The organism is Leuconostoc sp. (assembly GCF_965300815.1).
The window spans coordinates 1-18,029 of the sequence record NZ_CBDKZH010000022.1; the positions used below are offsets into that span (position 1 = coordinate 1).

The following is an 18,029-nucleotide window of genomic DNA, read 5'->3' on the forward strand; positions in this document are numbered from 1 at the left end:
ACCTAATTGTGTTACGGTCATAAATAGGGTATTTAACTGCGGTGAGCGCTGTTGAATGACCAGCTGACCGATATGATTCAATTGCGCTAACCAGGTGGCTTTGGTCAGGACACCAATGAGTAACACCGTGAAGGTTAAAGCGGCAAAAACAGTTAAAAATAAGTCAAAATTTTGTTTCTTAAGCATAATATATAGTATACCTGATTTACAGAAAACGTGATATAATTAGAGCATTATATTTAGCATTAGTACACATTGCGTGGCATTCAGAGAGTAGACGGTGGTGCAAGTCTACCAAGCAACATGTGGAACTCGGTTAAAGCAATTGAGAGTGAACTAACAGTAGCTTTTGACGTGGCGTCGCGTTAAGACTTTTGAGGCGTAGGAATACGTGAACATAGGTGGTACCGCGTTAAATCGCCCTATGTCACACTTTTTAGTGTGACATAGGGCGATTTTTTAGCCTAAATGTGATTAAATTTTTCAGGAGGAACGTGATAGGCTGTTAACAGCCTATCACATCAACAAACATGCCATACGAACATCAACAAATCGAGCAAAAGTGGCAAAAGTTTTGGGATGAACACCAAACTTTTGCGACGACAGATGACACCAGCAAGCCCAAGTATTATGCCATGGATATGTTCCCTTATCCATCAGGCCAAGGCTTGCACGTGGGACACCCCGAAGGCTACACGGCCACGGATATTATGAGTCGCTTTAAGCGTGCCAATGGGTATAATGTCTTACATCCAATGGGCTGGGATGCGTTTGGTTTACCTGCGGAACAATATGCAATGAAGACGGGGCATAATCCAGCAGACTTCACTAGCGAAAACATTGACCATTTCCGTGAACAAATCAAAGCTTTGGGCTTGTCATATGATTGGGATCGTGAAATTAACACAACCGATCCAGAATATTATAAGTGGACACAATGGATTTTTGAAAAGTTGTACGAAAAAGGTTTGGCTTACGAGTCTAACATGATGGTCAACTGGGATCCAATTGACCGTGTGGTTTTGGCCAATGAAGAGGTCATTGATGGTAAGTCAGAACGTTCTGGCAATCCTGTTGAACGTAAAGCCTTGCGTCAATGGGTCTTAAAGATTACAGCGTACGCTGATCGTTTGGTTGACGATTTAGAAGACTTGGATTGGCCAGAAGCGATTAAAGAACAACAACGTAATTGGATTGGTCGTTCAAAGGGGGCAGCAGTTTTCTTTGACGTTGCTAATACTGACGACAAGATCGAAGTCTACACAACACGGCCGGACACGCTTTTTGGCGCAAGTTATATGGTGTTAGCGCCTGAACATCCATTGGTTGATCAAATTGTGTCAGCCGAACAAGCCCAAGCAGTGGCCGATTACCGTGCGTCAATCGCAGCAAAGTCAGATCTTGAACGGACGGATTTGAACAAGGATAAGTCTGGTGTCTTCACTGGTGCTTATGGCATTAATCCCGTCAACGGCGAACAATTACCCATTTGGATTGCTGATTATGTTTTGGCTTCTTATGGGACGGGGGCTATCATGGCGGTACCAGCCCATGATGAGCGTGATTATGAGTTTGCCAAGAAGTTCGGTCTCGATATTAAGCCGGTGATTGCTGGTGGCGATATTACCGAAGCACCGTATACTGGCGATGGTGTGCACATCAACTCAGAATTTTTGGATGGCTTGGATAAAGCAACAGCAATTGATGAGATGATTGCTTGGTTGGAAGCCCATCAAGCAGGACACGCACAAACAAACTTCCGTTTGCGTGACTGGGTCTTCTCACGGCAACGTTATTGGGGTGAACCAATTCCAGTCATTCATTGGGAAGACGGGACGAAGAGTCTTGTGCCTGAAGCCGAATTACCATTGCTTTTGCCACGTGCAACTGAACTACGACCTTCAGGTAATGGTGAATCACCACTGGCAAACCTAACCGATTGGTTAGAAGTAACCCGTGAAGATGGCGTGAAGGGCCGTCGTGAAACTAATACGATGCCACAATGGGCTGGTTCATCATGGTATTTCTTGCGTTATATTGATCCACGTAACCAAGAACAATTGGCTGATCCCGAGAAATTAAAGTATTGGATGAATGTTGACTTGTACGTTGGCGGGGCCGAACATGCTGTGTTACACTTATTGTACGCGCGTTTCTGGCACAAGTTCTTGTATGATCTTGGCGTTGTGCCAACAAAGGAACCCTTCCAAAAGTTGGTCAACCAAGGTATGATTCTTGGTGAGAACCATGAAAAGATGTCGAAGTCAAAGGGTAACGTGGTCAATCCGGATGATATCGTGGCTGAATTTGGTGCCGATACCCTCCGAGTGTATGAAATGTTCATGGGACCATTGACGCAAAGCAAGCCATGGTCTGAAGAAGGCATTACGGGCTCACGCCGTTGGTTAGATCGTGTTTGGCGCTTGTTGATTGATGATGACGGTCAACTACGTGACCGTGTTACGACGGTTAATTCCGGTGAGTTGGATAAGATTTATCATCAAACGGTGAAAAAGGTCACGGAAGATCTTGAAAACATGCGCTTTAACACGGCAATTTCTCAAATGATGGTGTTTGTCAATGAAGCCTATAAGGCCGACAGCTTGTTCTTGGATTACATGACAGGCTTTGTGCAACTATTGGCACCATTTGCACCGCATCTATCAGAAGAACTATGGGTCCGTTTGGGACAAGAAGCTTCTATTTCATACGTGGCTTGGCCAACTTATGATCCAGCACAACTTGTTGAAGATACGGTTGAGATTATTTTCCAAGTCAACGGTAAAGTGCGTGGTAAGGCCACTGTGGCGCGTGATATCGATCAAGATGGCATGATTGCTGCGGCTAAAGCAGATGATAACGTTCAAAAGTTTATCGCGGATAAGACAATCCGCAAGGTCATCGCCATTCCAGGCAAATTTGTCAACATTGTCGTTGGCTAAAAGATGATTTAAGATGCTGGTAAGCCATTACCAGCGTACATAATGCAAGAGGAGTACACACATGACGGATGAACAGCATCCAAGCGATTCAAAAATGCAAGGAAAGCATGTTGATAAAATCAATGTGGACGGCCAGATATTAAGTGCAGATGAAATTCTAGCCCGCGCCCGTCAACGCATCCAAGCAAAAAAACAACCTGATAATAGTTCAGCTGCTCGTCAACCACAATCAAAACGCCCGCAGCCTCAGGGACAAACACAACGCGCTGCTGAACAATTAGCGGCAATGCAAGCACAGAATGACCAAGCGCGTCAAAACATTCGGAAAAAGAAGCCCCAGTTGCAGTCTTCGCAAGCTGCCGATCCGTTCGCGAGCGACATCAAAACGGTTGTGACGCCCAAAAAAGCGCCTACGCCTCAACCAGACGCCACAAAGTCAGCACAAGATCAGGCGCAAGCGACGCTGATCAAAGGCTCAGCTTGGCTGTCAGCAGGGAATATTATTTCTCGTATTCTTGGCGCGGTTTATATTGTGCCCTGGATGGCGCTGTTAGGTGCTGATTCAAACCGGGCTAATGGTTTGTTTGGCCAGGGGTACAATATTTATGCTGTTTTCTTGGCCATTGCAACGTTTGGTGTCCCGGCTGCTATTTCAAAGTTGGTGGCGCAATATCATGCGCGACGTGATGTGCATCAATCACGACAATTAACGCGGCACTCCTTGATTTTAGGGGTATTTCTGGGATTGGTCTTTGGGGCCGCGATTTATGTACTAACCCCTTGGTTAGCCATGGGAGATCCGAACTTTATCCCAGTGCTGCATTCTTTGGCGCCGGCCGTAGCAATTTTCCCATTAATGTCGATGTTGCGCGGCATTTTTCAGGGTTACCAATTGATGAGCGTGTCAGCTTTGTCTCAAATTGTTGAACAGATTGCACGTATCATCTATATGTTGGTGAGTGCGGTGATTATTTTGAAAGCGACGCCGGGTAACTGGAGTGCCGTTGTGGTGCAGTCAACCTTTGCGGCCTTCATCGGTGCGCTGTTTAGTATGCTGGTGCTTGGTTGGGGCTGGATTAAGTATCACAACATTGTGATGCAGCCAATGCCACATGATGCGCCACACGTCAAAACACCAACCTTAAAATTAATCCTGGATATTTTAAAAGAATCTTGGCCGTTTATTATTATTGGTTCCGCTATCACACTGTTCCAATTAGTCGATCAATATACTTATTTTAATGTGATGAGTCATTTTTTTGCTATGACGAATGCACAGTTACAGACAGATTTTGCCTTGTTTAGTGCCAATCCGAATAAGTTGATTATGATCATTGTGCCATTTTCGACAAGTATCGCCGCAACTGCTTTGCCAATGCTGTCGGGTAGTAAGGCGACTTTGACACACGCCGATATTCAACAACAGCTTAAGCAGGTCATTAAGCTGTTTGCGATTGTGATGTTGCCAAGTGCTTTGGGGATGTTTGCGATTGCCTCACCATTGTATAAGATGTTTTACCCAATTGATGTATCAAATCAAGAGGGCATTTACTTACTACAATATTCAACAATTTTGGCCATTGTCTTTAGTTTGTTTATGTTACTGGCGTTTATTTTACAAGCATTATCGGAAGTTTCCATTGTGATTAAGGCGTTTGTTTACGGCTTGTTAGTCAAAATTGTTTTGCAAGTACCGATGATTCGCTATTTTGAGGGCATGGGCGCGTTAATTGCAAGTGTCATTGGGATGACCGTAGCGATTGCCTTTATGCTAGATTATCTCAATGCGGCGTATGGCGTGTCATTGGGGTCGCTTGGTAGAGAACTCTGGCAATTATTCATGGGTGCCTTAGTGATGGCAGCGGTAGCCTACGGGATTGTGTTTGTGATGAGCAACTTTGTATTCCCAATGGATACCAAATTGTCTGTCACATTGACAACGTTCTTAAGTGCCGGCATTGGTGGCATTGTTGTCGCAATCATTTATCTTAAAATGGGATTTGGGGATGATCTTCTTGGACCGCGCATGGACCGGATCCCCGCTATATTACAACCAAAACGATGAGTGACTCGTCGTTTTTTTTGACGCCAAATGAAGTAGATAAAAAATTATTAATAGACTACTTTTCAATGCAGGGTTGGTGTATGCTAAAAATAAGTTTTGTGCGATAGGAGGTCTGTTATGACAAATCAAGACACGCAAACCGTTTTGCAACCAGAGTTAATTAATCAATTAGATCACAAAATTTTGTATTTGGGCCAATTGCAGACAGCAATTTCGACAAATCAAGTGCCATTGGTCTATGAATTGCTCGATTCAAAAAAATATAATGAACAAATTCGACAACGCGCGCATGCTGACAGTAATCAGGAACTGGCGAGTTTAGTCGCTGATATTCAGCAAGATATTGCGCACTTTTTAGCGCCAGAATTATTGGCCTACTTAACGGCAAATTTTGATTTTCTACGTTTTGAACAAGATGACGAAAATCCCATATTGTATCGGGTTTATCTTGGTGACTGGTGGCATCATCGGCAACTCGGCGTTTTAAATGTGCTCACGATTACCATTGATTATGACCAAAAAGTGGTGACAGAATTGACACAAACCGCGCAATTAGCCAACGGCGATAGTTTGAATGCAGCGCATATCCAAGAAGTCAATCAAATTATCATGGGACTAGAGGCTTTTTTGGCTGAGGATACCAAGCGACGGCTAGAATTGCAGGTCCTTGAAGATCAAATTAATGCGTTGCAGGCCAACAAATCGGGTCTGTTTGGCCGAAATGATAAGGCGACTCGTGAAAGCTTGGAAAAAAAGCGCGAACTATTATTGGCGACGCAAAAAAGAGTGCCTGAAGTGGAAAAGAAGTTGGCTGTCCAACAAGAAGAACTACTCACTTTGGAAAAAGAAGATGCGCTACGCCAACTTGAATTGCAAGCCATTTTGAGCCAATTTGAAACAGTGCCGGCATTCACGACGGCTTTGGCTAATAGCTATGTGGCTTACTTGACACAATTTAGTAAGGACTAGGTGTGTATGGATAATTTCGAAACAAACCAATATAGTGCACAACTTAGAAAAGATCTCATGTTATTTGAACGTTGGCAAGTACTTGTCGACGCATTGGGCACAACGACAGAACCAACCGAATTATTAGATATTTTACAAAAGATGCTGGCGTTCGATATGCATCAAGCTGAGATGATGCGAATTGCCAATCCGTTTTGGTTTCCCAACACGCACTGGGTCACTGTGGCCTTTGCCGAGTTATCAGAAGCGGCTTCCCTTTCAGACACAACCATTGCACTCCCGCAAGGGCAAAAAGTGGCGGAGTTACATTTTTCTGAATGGCCAAATGCCGCTTTCCGCTTTACGAAAGCACCGTTGGCTGCTGGCGGTTATTATTTAGAAGAAACGGCCCAAAACTTGCGTGTCCTTTACTGGGATATGAATCGGCAACGGTTGTATTTGGATACCCAGCAGTTTGCCAAATTGGTACAAACAGAGGCGATCCAACTTGCCGGGGTTGAGGCACTAACCACGTTCCAAAAACGCTTGGTGGCCATTGCGATGCAGCTGGGGGATATTGGCTATGATATTGATATGCCGGGACTTGACGCGGCGCAACAAACGGCCTTAGTCATGATGCAAAAGGATTTACCGGCCTATGTCTTAGATAGTTTGTTTGTCACAGCGGCTAAACAACAATTTGTGCTCAAGCGCATGCAAGGAGAGACTTCAGGTGCGGAAATTAGTATCGGTGATATTGCCTTGAAACTGACCCAACATCGGCAAGATGACGGCCATTCGCAATGGACTTATGATATTATAGATCATGATAAGGTCATCACAATTTTCACGTTACTACAGCAACTGCCGTTCTTTTACTATTGGTATGCCGAACAGCTGACCTATGTTGGGTTAAAAGATAAGCGCGAAGTGTTTGTCGATTGATAACGCTGAACGCGTGTTGCGAGTACTTTGTTGTCAGATGTATTTAAAGGAGATCAATATGACATTACTGATTGGCGTTGCCATCATTGCAGTTGTTGCCATTGTGTGGATTAGCGTGTACAACGGCTTGGTTAAGTCGCGTATGCAGACCAAAGAGGCTTGGAGCCAAATTGATGTGCAATTGAAACGACGAAATGACTTAATTCCTAATTTAGTCAATACGGTAAAAGGATATGCTGATTTTGAAAAGTCAACGTTGCAAGCTGTCACAGATGCGCGGACAAATGTGTCAAGTGCGCAAGGCCCTGCGGCCACAATGGCAGCTTCTGATCAATTGTCAAACGCCTTGACACACTTGTTTGCCGTTGCTGAAGCTTATCCTGACCTCAAGGCGAGTGCAAACTTTACGAAATTGCAAGAAGAATTAACAAATACTGAAAACAAAATTGCCTACTCACGGCAATTGTTTAACACGACAACAGCAAGCTATAACACGAAGTTGCAAGCTTTTCCTAGCAATATTATTGCCGGTATCCATCATTTTGAACCCAGCGAATTTATTGCGGTCCCTGAGTCTGAGAAAGAAGTGCCAACGGTTAAGTTTTAATGTTATATGAGCAGATACAATCCAATAAACGACGGACAGTTGGCCTTTTGCTTGGTTTTTTAATCCTAGTTGGGCTTGTTGGGGCTGCGGTTGGTTACTTGTTATTAGGTTCTTTGACAACGGGAATCGTTGGCGGGTTGGTCATTGGCGCCATTTATAGTTTATTGATGGTGAGTAATTCAACTAATTTGGTGATGACCATGAATCATGCCATTGAGGTAACACGCGCTGACCAAGCACCAGAACTTTGGCATACGGTTGAAGACATGGCCATGGTGGCACAAGTACCAATGCCACGTGTGTTTATTATTCAAGATGATAGTCCGAATGCCTTTGCGACTGGCAATAGCCCGAAAACTGCTGCTGTGGCCGTGACAACGGGGCTGCTGGCGTTAATGAATCGTCAGGAACTGGAAGGTGTGATTGCGCATGAAATGAGTCATATTCGTAACTATGATATTCGCATTGCAACAATTGCGTTAGCGTTAACAGCAGCGATTACCATGCTGACCAACTTAGCCAGTAATTGGTGGTTTTTCGCTGGCGCGAGCGGCCGTGATCGAGATAATCGCGACAATAATAGTGGTGGCGGGCAGATTCTTATTTTTGTCTTGTCACTGGCGGTCATGATGTTTGCACCGTTAGTTGCAGCGATCATTCAAATGGCTATTTCACGTAACCGTGAATACTTAGCAGATGCGGGCAGTGTGGCGTTAACCCGTAATCCGCAAGAATTGATTGCAGCGTTACGTAAATTAGACAGTGCCCCACCAATGCAAGATGTTGATCCATCATCGGCGGCGCTCTATATTAGTAACCCATTAGAAAAGAAAGCGCATCTTTTTGATACACATCCACCGATTGCAGAACGGTTTGTCCGTTTAGAGAAAATGTAAAATCATAGGCTTTTTTTAGCCAATGTTTTTTTGTTGTAAATGTGCACACCAAATTTTAATTGTTATGATAGAATAAAGATAATTAAGAAAGTTTAAAGCTTGTTGCAAAGAGAAGGGATTCGGTATGGAAAGAATTGATAAACAAATCGTTGCATCCGGGTTGGGCTTACTGAGTGTTGCCGATCTTGGTACTGGCTTAGCACATGCTGATACAGTCCAACGGGCAGTTAATCAGGCTGTTGTGTCACTATCTGGACAAGGCAAAGTTATACAGACGAGTGTGTCCGCGACGGCACCATTAAAAATTGCCACGGGTAAAGTCGTGGCGTCGACACCGACAACGCCACAAGCTGTCGTCACCACAAAACCAGAAATTTATCGCGTACAATATGGCGATTCACTCTGGGACATCGCCAAAGCGCATGATGTTAGTGTGGCAGAACTGGTGGCGAATAATCAAGGTTCTGACTTGATTTCTGTGGGCCAACAGTTGGTAATCCCAACAACACAAGCAACCGCATCACCATCAGTTGTCGATACACAACCTGTCGCACCAACCATTGCTGCTGACCAAACAACAGTCAGTGCGTCTGCGAGCGTAGCAGTAGAAACAACAACGCCAAGTGATGTGACAGTGCAACCAGCACCCGAACAACCGGCATCAACACCACTTGTGCAACCTAATCAACCAACCGTGACTGAACCAGTGACGCGTCCGGTAACTGATACGGCAACGTTGACGACTGGCACAACGGCCAGTGATGCAGTGGATTTGGTGGTGTCATCAGGGGATCAGTTACGTCAACCAACGTCATCAACAGTCGCGCAACCCACAGAAAATAATCACCAATCTGATGTGAACGTGGACAATACATCAGATCATGTTGTAACTGATGCCAAGCCGGCACAGCCCGTGACGTTACCAACAAACACGCCAACGGTATCAAATGCAACGCCAAGTGTTGTGGCATTAGCACAATCGTTGACGCAACAACACATTCCGTATGCTTGGGGTGGCGACGACTTGGCTGGTTTTGATTGTTCAGGACTTGTGCGCTATGTTTTCCAGCAAGCAATTGGTAAAACGCTACCACATTCTTCGGTAGCACAAGAAGGTTACGTTCAAAAGAAAGCGGTGGCTGATGCCAAACCAGGTGATTTGCTCTTTTGGGGAACGCCAGGGGCTAGTTATCATGTGGCCATTTATATTGGTAATCAAGCCTATGTGACGGCCCCAGGTCCAGGCGAAACCGTACGTGTTGAAACCATTTCATCTGCATTTATGCCAAGTTTTGCCGGGCAATTTTAGCTAGATTTCGTGAGATTAAAAGGGTTGATTTTTCTCATAAAAACCTGTAAAGTAATACCAATAACTAAATCGTTTATTTGCAGATATATCGCTGGAAAATGGCCAGCAGTTTCTACCACGCCCCAAAAGTCGTGACTATCCGCAAGTGTTAGCTCGTATCTTTAATACTGGCCAAGCATTTGTGGATCTGTGTATCCCAAATGCTTTTTTTGTATCCAAATATCGAATTTTGTTATCTCATAATCGGCGGATCCGTTAACAATTGTGTTGACAAAAAGGCCTAACTAAACAATAAATGGTGAACACACAGTCATAATCATGGCACTGTTGTTATCACGTTTAAAATCGGAGGATCTCATGCAAAAATTTTTCTTAGACGACGAAAAGCCTAAGTTCAGCGCACGCAATAAGTTTGCCAAGATGGGCTTAACTTTTGATGATATGAAGTTGGTTTATGACGCAACTGCGCAAATCCAACCAGAAGATGTATCAGTCAGCACGGTGTTGACGCCAACGTTAAAGTTACAATTGCCTTTGATTTCAGCTGCAATGGACACGGTTACAGAAGCGCGTTTTGCCACAGAATTGGCGAAGTTAGGTGGCTTAGGTGTTGTGCATAAGAATATGACTATTGCAGAACAAGCAGATGAAATTCGTGCCGTTAAAACGGCTACTTTTGATCAGACGGCATTCCCTAATGCTGCGGTTGATGCCCAAGGGCGTTTGCTAGTGGCGGGTGCGGTCGGTGTGACGTCAGATACAGTCAAGCGTGTTGAAGCAATGGTTGCTGCCGGCGTTGATGCGATTGTTTTGGATTCAGCACATGGTCATTCTGAAGGTGTGTTGCGTAAAGTGTCTGAAGTGCGTGAGGCCTTTCCAGAATTAAACATTATTGCGGGTAATATTGCCACAACTGCTGGTGCAGCTGCTTTGTATGAAGCTGGTGCTGACGTGGTTAAAGTTGGTATTGGCCCTGGTTCAATCTGCACAACCCGTGTCGTTGCTGGTATAGGTGTACCACAACTTTCAGCAGTTCGTGATGCTGCTGAAGAAGGTGCTCGTCGTGGCAAGTCAATCATCGCTGATGGTGGGGCCAAGACGGCGGAAGATATTATTAAAGCTTTGGCTTCTGGTGGTAATGCTGTGATGCTTGGCTCAATGTTTTCTGGGACAGCAGAAACACCAGGAGAAGTCTTTGAAGATAACGGTAAGCAATACAAGACATACCGTGGGATGGGGTCAATTGCAGCCATGGAAGCCGGTTCAAAGGATCGTTATTTCCAAGGCGAAGTCAATGAAGCGAAGAAAATGGTACCCGAAGGTATTGAAGCGCGTGTGGCCTATAAGGGTGCTTTGGCTGATGTGTTAGGGACAATGATGGCAGAAATTCGTGAAGAAATGGCCAAAGTTGGTGAACAATCAATCGATGATTTGACAAAGGGCCACCGAATTATGCGTGATATCCAAGTAATTGATTATGAAGCAGAACGTGACAACGTGAAAAAGACGATCACGATCCCAACCTTTTAATGACAAATTCACGGAGAAAAAACATGTCTGAAAATACTGAAATTATGGGCCTAGGCTATGATCAAGTCTTGCTAGTGCCTGGTGCATCAAATGTTTTGCCGCATACCGTGTCATTGGCGACACAACTTGCAGATAACTTTACACTCAATATCCCACTGATTGCAGAAGCTAATGGCACAGCCACGGATAGCCGTGTTGCTGCGACTGCGCTAAATGGTGGTCTTGGTGTCATTGCCGAACAAGAAGATATTGCTGCACAAGCGGCTGCAGTTGCGGCTGCTAAAGCAACAGTGGTTGACTTGGATAAGTATCCAAAAGCCTTTTTGGATGCCCAAGGTCGCGTACGTGTTGCGGCTGAAGTTTGGTTGACAACTGGGGCGCAAGAACGCGTAGCCGAACTCGTTGCAGCCGGTGCTGATGCGATTTTCTTCTACTTGCAAGCTGGCTTGAACAAAGAAACTAATGATATTGTTAAAGCGGTACGTAAAGCCTTTCCAACGACGTTTATCGCTGTTGGGGTGGTTGAAGATCAAGGTATTGCTGGTGCGCTTTATCAAGACGGTGTCGATGCCGTGATTGCTGGTCGTTCAGTCGATTCACAATTACCAAACAACGCCTTGTACCCATTCTTGACGACGACAATGGCCATTGCTGAAGTGGCAGCTGACTATGATAAGGCAGTGATTGCCACTGGTGGCGTACACTATTCAGGTGACGTTGTGAAAGCTATTTCTGCTGGTGCTGATGCCATTTTGGTAGCTGATTTACTGAAGGGTGAAGTACTAGAAGCAGACGGTACATTTGCTGGTGGTGACATGTCGATTGATGATGCGATTTTCCAAGCAGACGGTGGTTTGCGTGCGGGGATGGGCTATACTGGTTCGTCAACGATTGTCGACCTTAAGCTAACAGCACAATTTGTTCAAATTACGGATAATGGTCTGCGCGAATCACATCCACACGATGTTGAAATCACTAAAATCGCGCCAAATTACGCGCAATAAATTCGCGCAAATGCGCATAATGGATAAAAGGGAGTATAATGCATGGCTAATGTAAACGCCGATAAAGTTCTTGTACTAGACTACGGTAGCCAATATAACCAACTGATTACCCGCCGCATTCGTGAAATGGGTGTTTTTTCTGAATTAAAGTCACGCAACATGACGGCCGATGAAGTGAAGGCCTATAATCCAAAAGCGATTATCTTGTCTGGTGGCCCTAAGTCGGTCTACGAAGAAGATGCTTTTACGATTGATAATGACATCTTTGAATTGGGTATTCCAGTATTGGGTGTCTGCTACGGGATGCAACTCATGGCTCAGAACTTGGGTGGAAAAGTTGAAGCAAACCCTGGTAACGGGGAATTTGGGCAAACAGTATTACACCAAACAGATACAGCTGGCTTGTTGTTTGCTAACACACCAGCAGATCAAACGGTCTTGATGAGCCATTCAGATAACGTTGTGGCTTTGCCAGAAGGCTTTGTTGTTGCTGGTGGTTCTGATAAGACACCGATTGCAGCGATTGCCAACGATGAACGTCGTCTGTATGGTGTACAATTCCACGCCGAAACAACCTTATCTGACCATGGTAAGCAAATTTTGCACAATTTTGTGTTTGATATTGCTGGCGCAGAAGCAAACTGGGATATGAGTGGCTTCATCGACGAACAAATTGCACGTATTCGTGAAGTGGTTGGCGACAAGAAAGTTTTGCTCGGTCTATCTGGTGGGGTGGATTCGTCAGTTGTCGGTGTTTTGTTGCATAAAGCAATTGGTGACCAATTGACATCAATCTTTGTGGATCATGGTTTGTTGCGTAAGAATGAAGCGGAACAAGTGATGGAAATGATGGGCAAGCAATTTGGTTTGAACATTATTAAGGTCGATGCGCAAGAACGTTTCTTATCAAAGTTGGCTGGCGTCACTGATCCAGAACAAAAGCGTAAGATCATTGGCAATGAATTCATTGAAGTCTTTAATGATGAAGCGGCTAAGCTCAAAGATATCGACTTCTTGGCGCAAGGTACTTTGTATACTGATGTGATTGAATCAGGTACTGATACAGCTCAAACCATCAAGTCACACCATAACGTGGGTGGCTTGCCAGAAGATATGCAATTCCAGTTGATTGAACCATTGAACACGTTGTTCAAGGATGAAGTTCGTGAATTGGGTGAAGCTTTGGATATGCCACATGAAATGGTATGGCGTCAGCCATTCCCAGGTCCTGGTTTGGGGATCCGTATCTTAGGTGATATCACGGAAGATAAGCTTGAAATCGTCCGTGAATCAGATTGGATTCTCCGCGATGAAATCGCTAAGGCTGGGCTTGAAGGTGACGTTTGGCAATACTTTACCGTGTTGACTGGTGTGCGTTCAGTTGGTGTGATGGGCGACTATCGCACATACGATTATACAATCGCGATTCGTGCCATTACGTCAGTTGATGGCATGACAGCTGACTTTGCGCAATTGCCATGGGAATTGTTGCAAAAGATTTCTGCCCGCATTGTCAATGAAGTGGGGCACATTAACCGCGTTGTCTATGACATCACGGCTAAGCCACCAGCTACCGTTGAATGGGAATAAAAATAGCCCCCTAATAACGCGGGTTACAGGCGTTTCTGGGGACATTTGGGGTAATTAAAAGTATCATTTAAGGTCACGTATAGGCATGCTATACGTGACCTTTTTGATTAAAACAAGCCAACAATTCGCCGATGACGATTCAGTTTTGATAAAGGTTTGACAAAAATAATGAGATTGTGATATATTTTACTTGTAGCACGACGCTGCGTCAGCCCAGCACAAACCGTCTTTTTGTTTTATTTAGTATGCTGCAAAGCAATTTTTTCCATATATTTTTATTTTCCATATATTTTATTTGAGACGTTATCAAAAAACGATTTGTGAAAGATGTCTTAGGGGTGTGCTGGGTTTTAAAATTATCATGCGCTAGGTACTTGATGTTATTGAGTACCTGGCGTTTTTTTGTATTGTAAAAAATTGAGAAGTCAATTTTTACAAGTATTATCATCTCTGCGGTATAATAACTGTGTAGCGATGGCGTGATTCATATTGCTGCTACCCCAGCAGATAGCTTAAGAACATGATTTAATCCTACCCTATCTCCTTTCAGCTTATTGACCAATAGCTGCTGTTTGCTGGGGTCTTTTTTATGTGATGGTCAGTCAAAGCAATACGTTAAAAATATATCGGCCTTTTGATAATACTGGTCGATATCGCTTGTATTGTCTTGATTTATGGTAAAATAGGTAGGTATATAGTGCAAAATAATCTGAGGGCATTTATGGCGATTCATTATCCTGCTGGTATTCGACGTACCGCAACAGCAGCCAATCAAGTTCGGGTTGGGAAGACAACTAAAAAGGCCTTAACGTTTGGTAAACGCGGCATGGGGTTAGAAGAAGAAATTAACCTTGCAAATGCCTATTACTTAGCGAACAAGCTGGCTGTCATACATAAAAAGCCAACCCCAATTACGATTGTGAAAGTGGACTATCCCGCTCGTGCTGCCGCCAAGATTACTGAGGCTTATTTTAAGCAAGCGTCGACAACTGATTATAATGGTGTGTATCAGGGTCGGTATCTTGATTTTGATGCGAAAGAGACAAAAAATAAGACGTCTTTTCCGTTGAAAAATTTTCATGAACATCAGATTGTGCATTTGGCGCAAGTGCTGGCACAAAATGGGATCGGCTTTGTTTTAATTAAGTTTACAACGTTAGATGAAACTTACGTCTATCCGGCCAGATACTTAATTGAACAGTGGCAACGCCTGCAAGGTAAACAATCAATTCCGTATCAAGCAATCGTGCGTGATGGTTTTAGAGTCCCACACAGCCTGAACCCCAGTTTGGATTATTTAAAAGCAGTTGACCAATATTTTCAACAGCTAGACTAACATTTAGGAGTACGCCCAAAAATTATGGCAAATGATAACCAATGGTCACGTGTGAATCGTAATCAAAATTTGTATGATAATCATCCTGCAACTGAGCCCCCAACGATTCCCCCGCATCACGGCAAAGGGGGTGGAACGGGCGGTTCAAAGCCACCAAAGAAGCGTAAATCTTGGCGACGGATACTCTTAACCGTCTTTTTATGGCTATTAACCTTAGGGTTTATCGGAGCGCTAGCTGGCGCAGCCGTCTTCTTTACTTATGCGAATGAAGCGCCTAATATTACTGAATCAAACTTAGCATCTGAAAATTCTAGCGCGATTTATGACGATCAAGGTAATCCGATTTGGAAATTGTCGACGGTGCAACGTGATTACGCAAATTCTAATGAAATTCCGAAAACGTTAAAAGAAGCAGTGGTGTCGATTGAAGATCGTCGCTTCTATAAGCACGGTGGTGTTGATCCCATTCGAATTGCCGGTGCTGCTTTAGCTAACTTACGTGGTTCAGCATTAGGGATGCAGGGTGGGTCAACTTTAACCCAGCAACTGGTGAAATTATCGGTGTTTAGTACCTCAACTGCTGATCAGACCTTAAAGCGTAAAGCGCAAGAAGCCTGGTTAGCTATGCGGGTGGAAAAGAATTTCTCAAAAGATGAAATCTTGACCTTCTACATGAACAAAGTGTACATGGGACATGGGATTTCTGGGATGAAAACGGCGGCTGAATATTTTTATGGGAAGCCGTTAACTGAACTTTCTTTGCCACAATTGGCTTTGCTTGCGGGAATGCCACAATCACCAACAAACTATGATCCGTACCTGAAAGATACGACGGCTGCTAAGACGCGTCGTGATACGGTCCTCGATGCAATGCTGAAGTATGGCGCGATTAGTCAAAAGCAAGCTGATGATGCCAAGGAAGTGCCAATTAGTGATGGCTTACAAGATATCACGGCTAAGACACAAATGGCCAATGCTGGTCGTAAAACCGTCGATGGGTACGTACAATCTGCGCTTGCTGAAGCCAAGGCGTTGGGGTATGATACGTCAAAGCCTGGTCTCAAGATTTATACGAATTTAGATTCTGATTTGCAACAAAAGATGTATGATTTAGCCAATGGTAATTCAATTGCCTTTCCATCAAAGAATACGCAAATTGGGGCGACAATGACTGATCCGAATAACGGACATATCGTGGCGCAAATCGGTGGTCGTAATCAAGACATTCTTTTTGGGACAAACCACGCGACTTTGACTGGTCGCTCATCTGGTTCATCCATTAAGCCGTTGTTGGACTATGGCCCAGCCATTGAGTATCTCAACTGGCCAACGTATCGGACGGTTGAAGATAAAAAGTATAAGTACCCTGGGACAAATATTGATGTTACGGATTGGGATGGGAAATACATGGGTAATATTACCATGCGTACTGCCTTAACCCAATCACGAAATATTCCTGCCGTGCACGCTTTGGAAGCCGTTGGTGGTGAAAATGCTTCTAAGTTTATGAGTGCGATGGGTATTCAATTGAATAAGATCCCTGGTGGTCAAGATGCGATTGGTATGCCACTGTCAACAGTTCAAGAAGCTGGTGCGTTTGGGGCCATCGCCAATGGTGGCACGTACTACAAACCAACTTATATTTCAAAGGTTGTGACTGCGGATGGGACGACCCATAACTATAGTGTGTCGGGTAAACGGGCAATGAAGCCAAGTACGGCCTTTATGTTGACTGACATGATGAAGGGCGTCATTAAGCCAAATGCGACGGCAGCTGATGCGATGATTCCTGGCCTACATCAAGCCGGGAAGTCTGGATTGGTTGGTTTCGGTCCTGGGGAACAAATGCCGGATCGTGCCATTAAAGATGCTTGGTTTACTGGGTTCACAAGATCTTATGTCTTGTCAGTATGGACTGGTTATGATGACAATTCTCAAGGTTATATTCCTTGGGCATACCAAGACTTGCCAGCACAGTACTATCAAAAGGTGATGTCATATGCGATGCAAAACAAGCCGAACTCGGATTGGAAGATGCCGGATACGGTCACACCAAAAATCAATGGTAATATTGTGGAATATGAAGTGAAAAATGCGAAGTGGAGTAATGGTGGTTTGCCAACGGTGACATCTGCGTCACAGTCTGGCGAAACACCAAGTGAAGCTGGTATTCCAGCTGGCGCTGCCTCGGTTGGTTCGTCAAACAGCAACAACTAGTATTAAAAAAACTTGCGTGAGCAGGTTTTTTATTTTAGAGAGGGTTTATGTCAAGATTATGGGTAACCGGCTATCGTAGCTATGAAATCGGTACATTTGGTGAAAAAGATCCTAAAATTACGGTGGTGAAATACGCCCTGGAACAAGTGATCCGTCAGCAACTAGATCTGGGATTGGAATGGGTGATTACTGGTGGCCAACTGGGGGTGGAACAGTGGAGTGTGGCTGTTGCGCTGAGTCTGAAAGCAGAGTTTCCCCAATTAAAAGTGGCGATGATGTATCCATTCCAACAGTTTGGGCAGCAATGGCAAGAAAATAATCAGGCGCAGTTGCGGCAATTAGCAGCACAGTGTGATTTTGTGGATAGCGTCTCGCAGGCACCATATCAAGGGCCGCAGCAATTAAAGAACTATCAAAAATTTATGCTCTCGCATACGGATGCGGCACTATTAGTTTACGATCCTGATTTTGAAGGCAAAACACGGTATGATCTCCAAGCCATTGAACAGCAGCAAGCCACCATGCCATATCCATTAACGACGATTGATATGTATAGCTTGCAAGAATATGCGACTGAATATGAAGAAAAATTAGCAGAAAATCAAGCATTTACAGAATAGTCATGCAAATTTCTTGTCAA

General features: G+C 44.3%; 13 protein-coding genes, 1 pseudogene and 1 riboswitch. Of the genes and pseudogenes, 13 read left to right on the top strand and 1 reads right to left on the bottom strand.

The annotated features are described in order from the left end of the window. Positions 1-186 (bottom strand): annotated as a pseudogene (locus ACW12G_RS02700) (phosphatase PAP2 family protein); the annotation flags it as partial. Positions 187-530: 344 nt separating this feature from the next. Between ACW12G_RS02700 and leuS the strand changes: the two are divergent. From leuS to ACW12G_RS02765, 13 genes are all read left to right on the top strand, one after another. Beyond that, positions 531-2,942 (top strand): leucine--tRNA ligase, encoded by a 2,412-nt coding sequence (gene leuS / locus ACW12G_RS02705; protein WP_455647208.1) that lies wholly within the window; start codon positions 531-533, stop codon positions 2,940-2,942. A 61-nt stretch (positions 2,943-3,003) separates the two neighbouring features. Further along, positions 3,004-5,007 carry an oligosaccharide flippase family protein gene (locus tag ACW12G_RS02710; protein WP_455646742.1) on the top strand — a complete coding sequence of 668 codons (2,004 nt, stop codon included), beginning with the start codon at positions 3,004-3,006 and terminating at the stop codon, positions 5,005-5,007. Positions 5,008-5,124: 117 nt separating this feature from the next. Next, positions 5,125-5,976 carry a hydrolase gene (locus ACW12G_RS02715; protein ID WP_455647209.1) on the top strand — a complete coding sequence of 284 codons (852 nt, stop codon included), beginning with the start codon at positions 5,125-5,127 and terminating at the stop codon, positions 5,974-5,976. A 6-nt stretch (positions 5,977-5,982) separates the two neighbouring features. After that, the gene (locus ACW12G_RS02720) at positions 5,983-6,900 is read left to right on the top strand and encodes a hypothetical protein (protein WP_455647210.1); all 918 of its coding nucleotides are present in this window, start codon (positions 5,983-5,985) and stop codon (positions 6,898-6,900) included. A gap of 58 nt (positions 6,901-6,958) precedes the next feature. Then, a complete protein-coding gene (locus ACW12G_RS02725; protein ID WP_010002631.1) occupies positions 6,959-7,507 on the top strand; it encodes a LemA family protein in 549 nt (182 codons plus the stop codon). After that, positions 7,507-8,403: a zinc metalloprotease HtpX gene (htpX, locus tag ACW12G_RS02730; protein WP_455647211.1), complete on the top strand. Its 897-nt coding sequence runs from the start codon at positions 7,507-7,509 to the stop codon at positions 8,401-8,403. Before ACW12G_RS02725 ends, htpX begins: the two co-directional genes overlap by 1 nt. 124 nt (positions 8,404-8,527) lie before the next feature. Beyond that, positions 8,528-9,712 (top strand): NlpC/P60 family protein, encoded by a 1,185-nt coding sequence (locus ACW12G_RS02735; RefSeq protein WP_455647212.1) that lies wholly within the window; start codon positions 8,528-8,530, stop codon positions 9,710-9,712. A gap of 61 nt (positions 9,713-9,773) precedes the next feature. Next, positions 9,774-9,870, top strand: a riboswitch (purine riboswitch). Between the two features lie 199 nt (positions 9,871-10,069). Beyond that, positions 10,070-11,242, top strand: a complete 1,173-nt coding sequence (gene guaB, locus ACW12G_RS02740) for an IMP dehydrogenase (RefSeq protein WP_146976531.1) — start codon at positions 10,070-10,072, stop codon at positions 11,240-11,242. 23 nt (positions 11,243-11,265) lie between these two features. After that, positions 11,266-12,246 carry an IMP dehydrogenase gene (locus tag ACW12G_RS02745; RefSeq protein ID WP_029509179.1) on the top strand — a complete coding sequence of 327 codons (981 nt, stop codon included), beginning with the start codon at positions 11,266-11,268 and terminating at the stop codon, positions 12,244-12,246. A gap of 42 nt (positions 12,247-12,288) precedes the next feature. Further along, positions 12,289-13,836: a glutamine-hydrolyzing GMP synthase gene (guaA, locus tag ACW12G_RS02750; protein ID WP_048701237.1), complete on the top strand. Its 1,548-nt coding sequence runs from the start codon at positions 12,289-12,291 to the stop codon at positions 13,834-13,836. 721 nt (positions 13,837-14,557) lie between these two features. After that, the gene (gene recU, locus ACW12G_RS02755) at positions 14,558-15,172 is read left to right on the top strand and encodes a Holliday junction resolvase RecU (protein WP_029509181.1); all 615 of its coding nucleotides are present in this window, start codon (positions 14,558-14,560) and stop codon (positions 15,170-15,172) included. 24 nt (positions 15,173-15,196) lie between these two features. After that, complete coding sequence (locus ACW12G_RS02760; protein ID WP_455647213.1) at positions 15,197-17,389, top strand: transglycosylase domain-containing protein; 2,193 nt, start codon at positions 15,197-15,199, stop codon at positions 17,387-17,389. 47 nt (positions 17,390-17,436) lie between these two features. After that, on the top strand, positions 17,437-18,009 hold the full coding sequence (locus tag ACW12G_RS02765) for a DUF1273 domain-containing protein (RefSeq protein ID WP_455647214.1): 573 nt from the start codon (positions 17,437-17,439) through the stop codon (positions 18,007-18,009). Positions 18,010-18,029 lie beyond the last annotated feature (20 nt).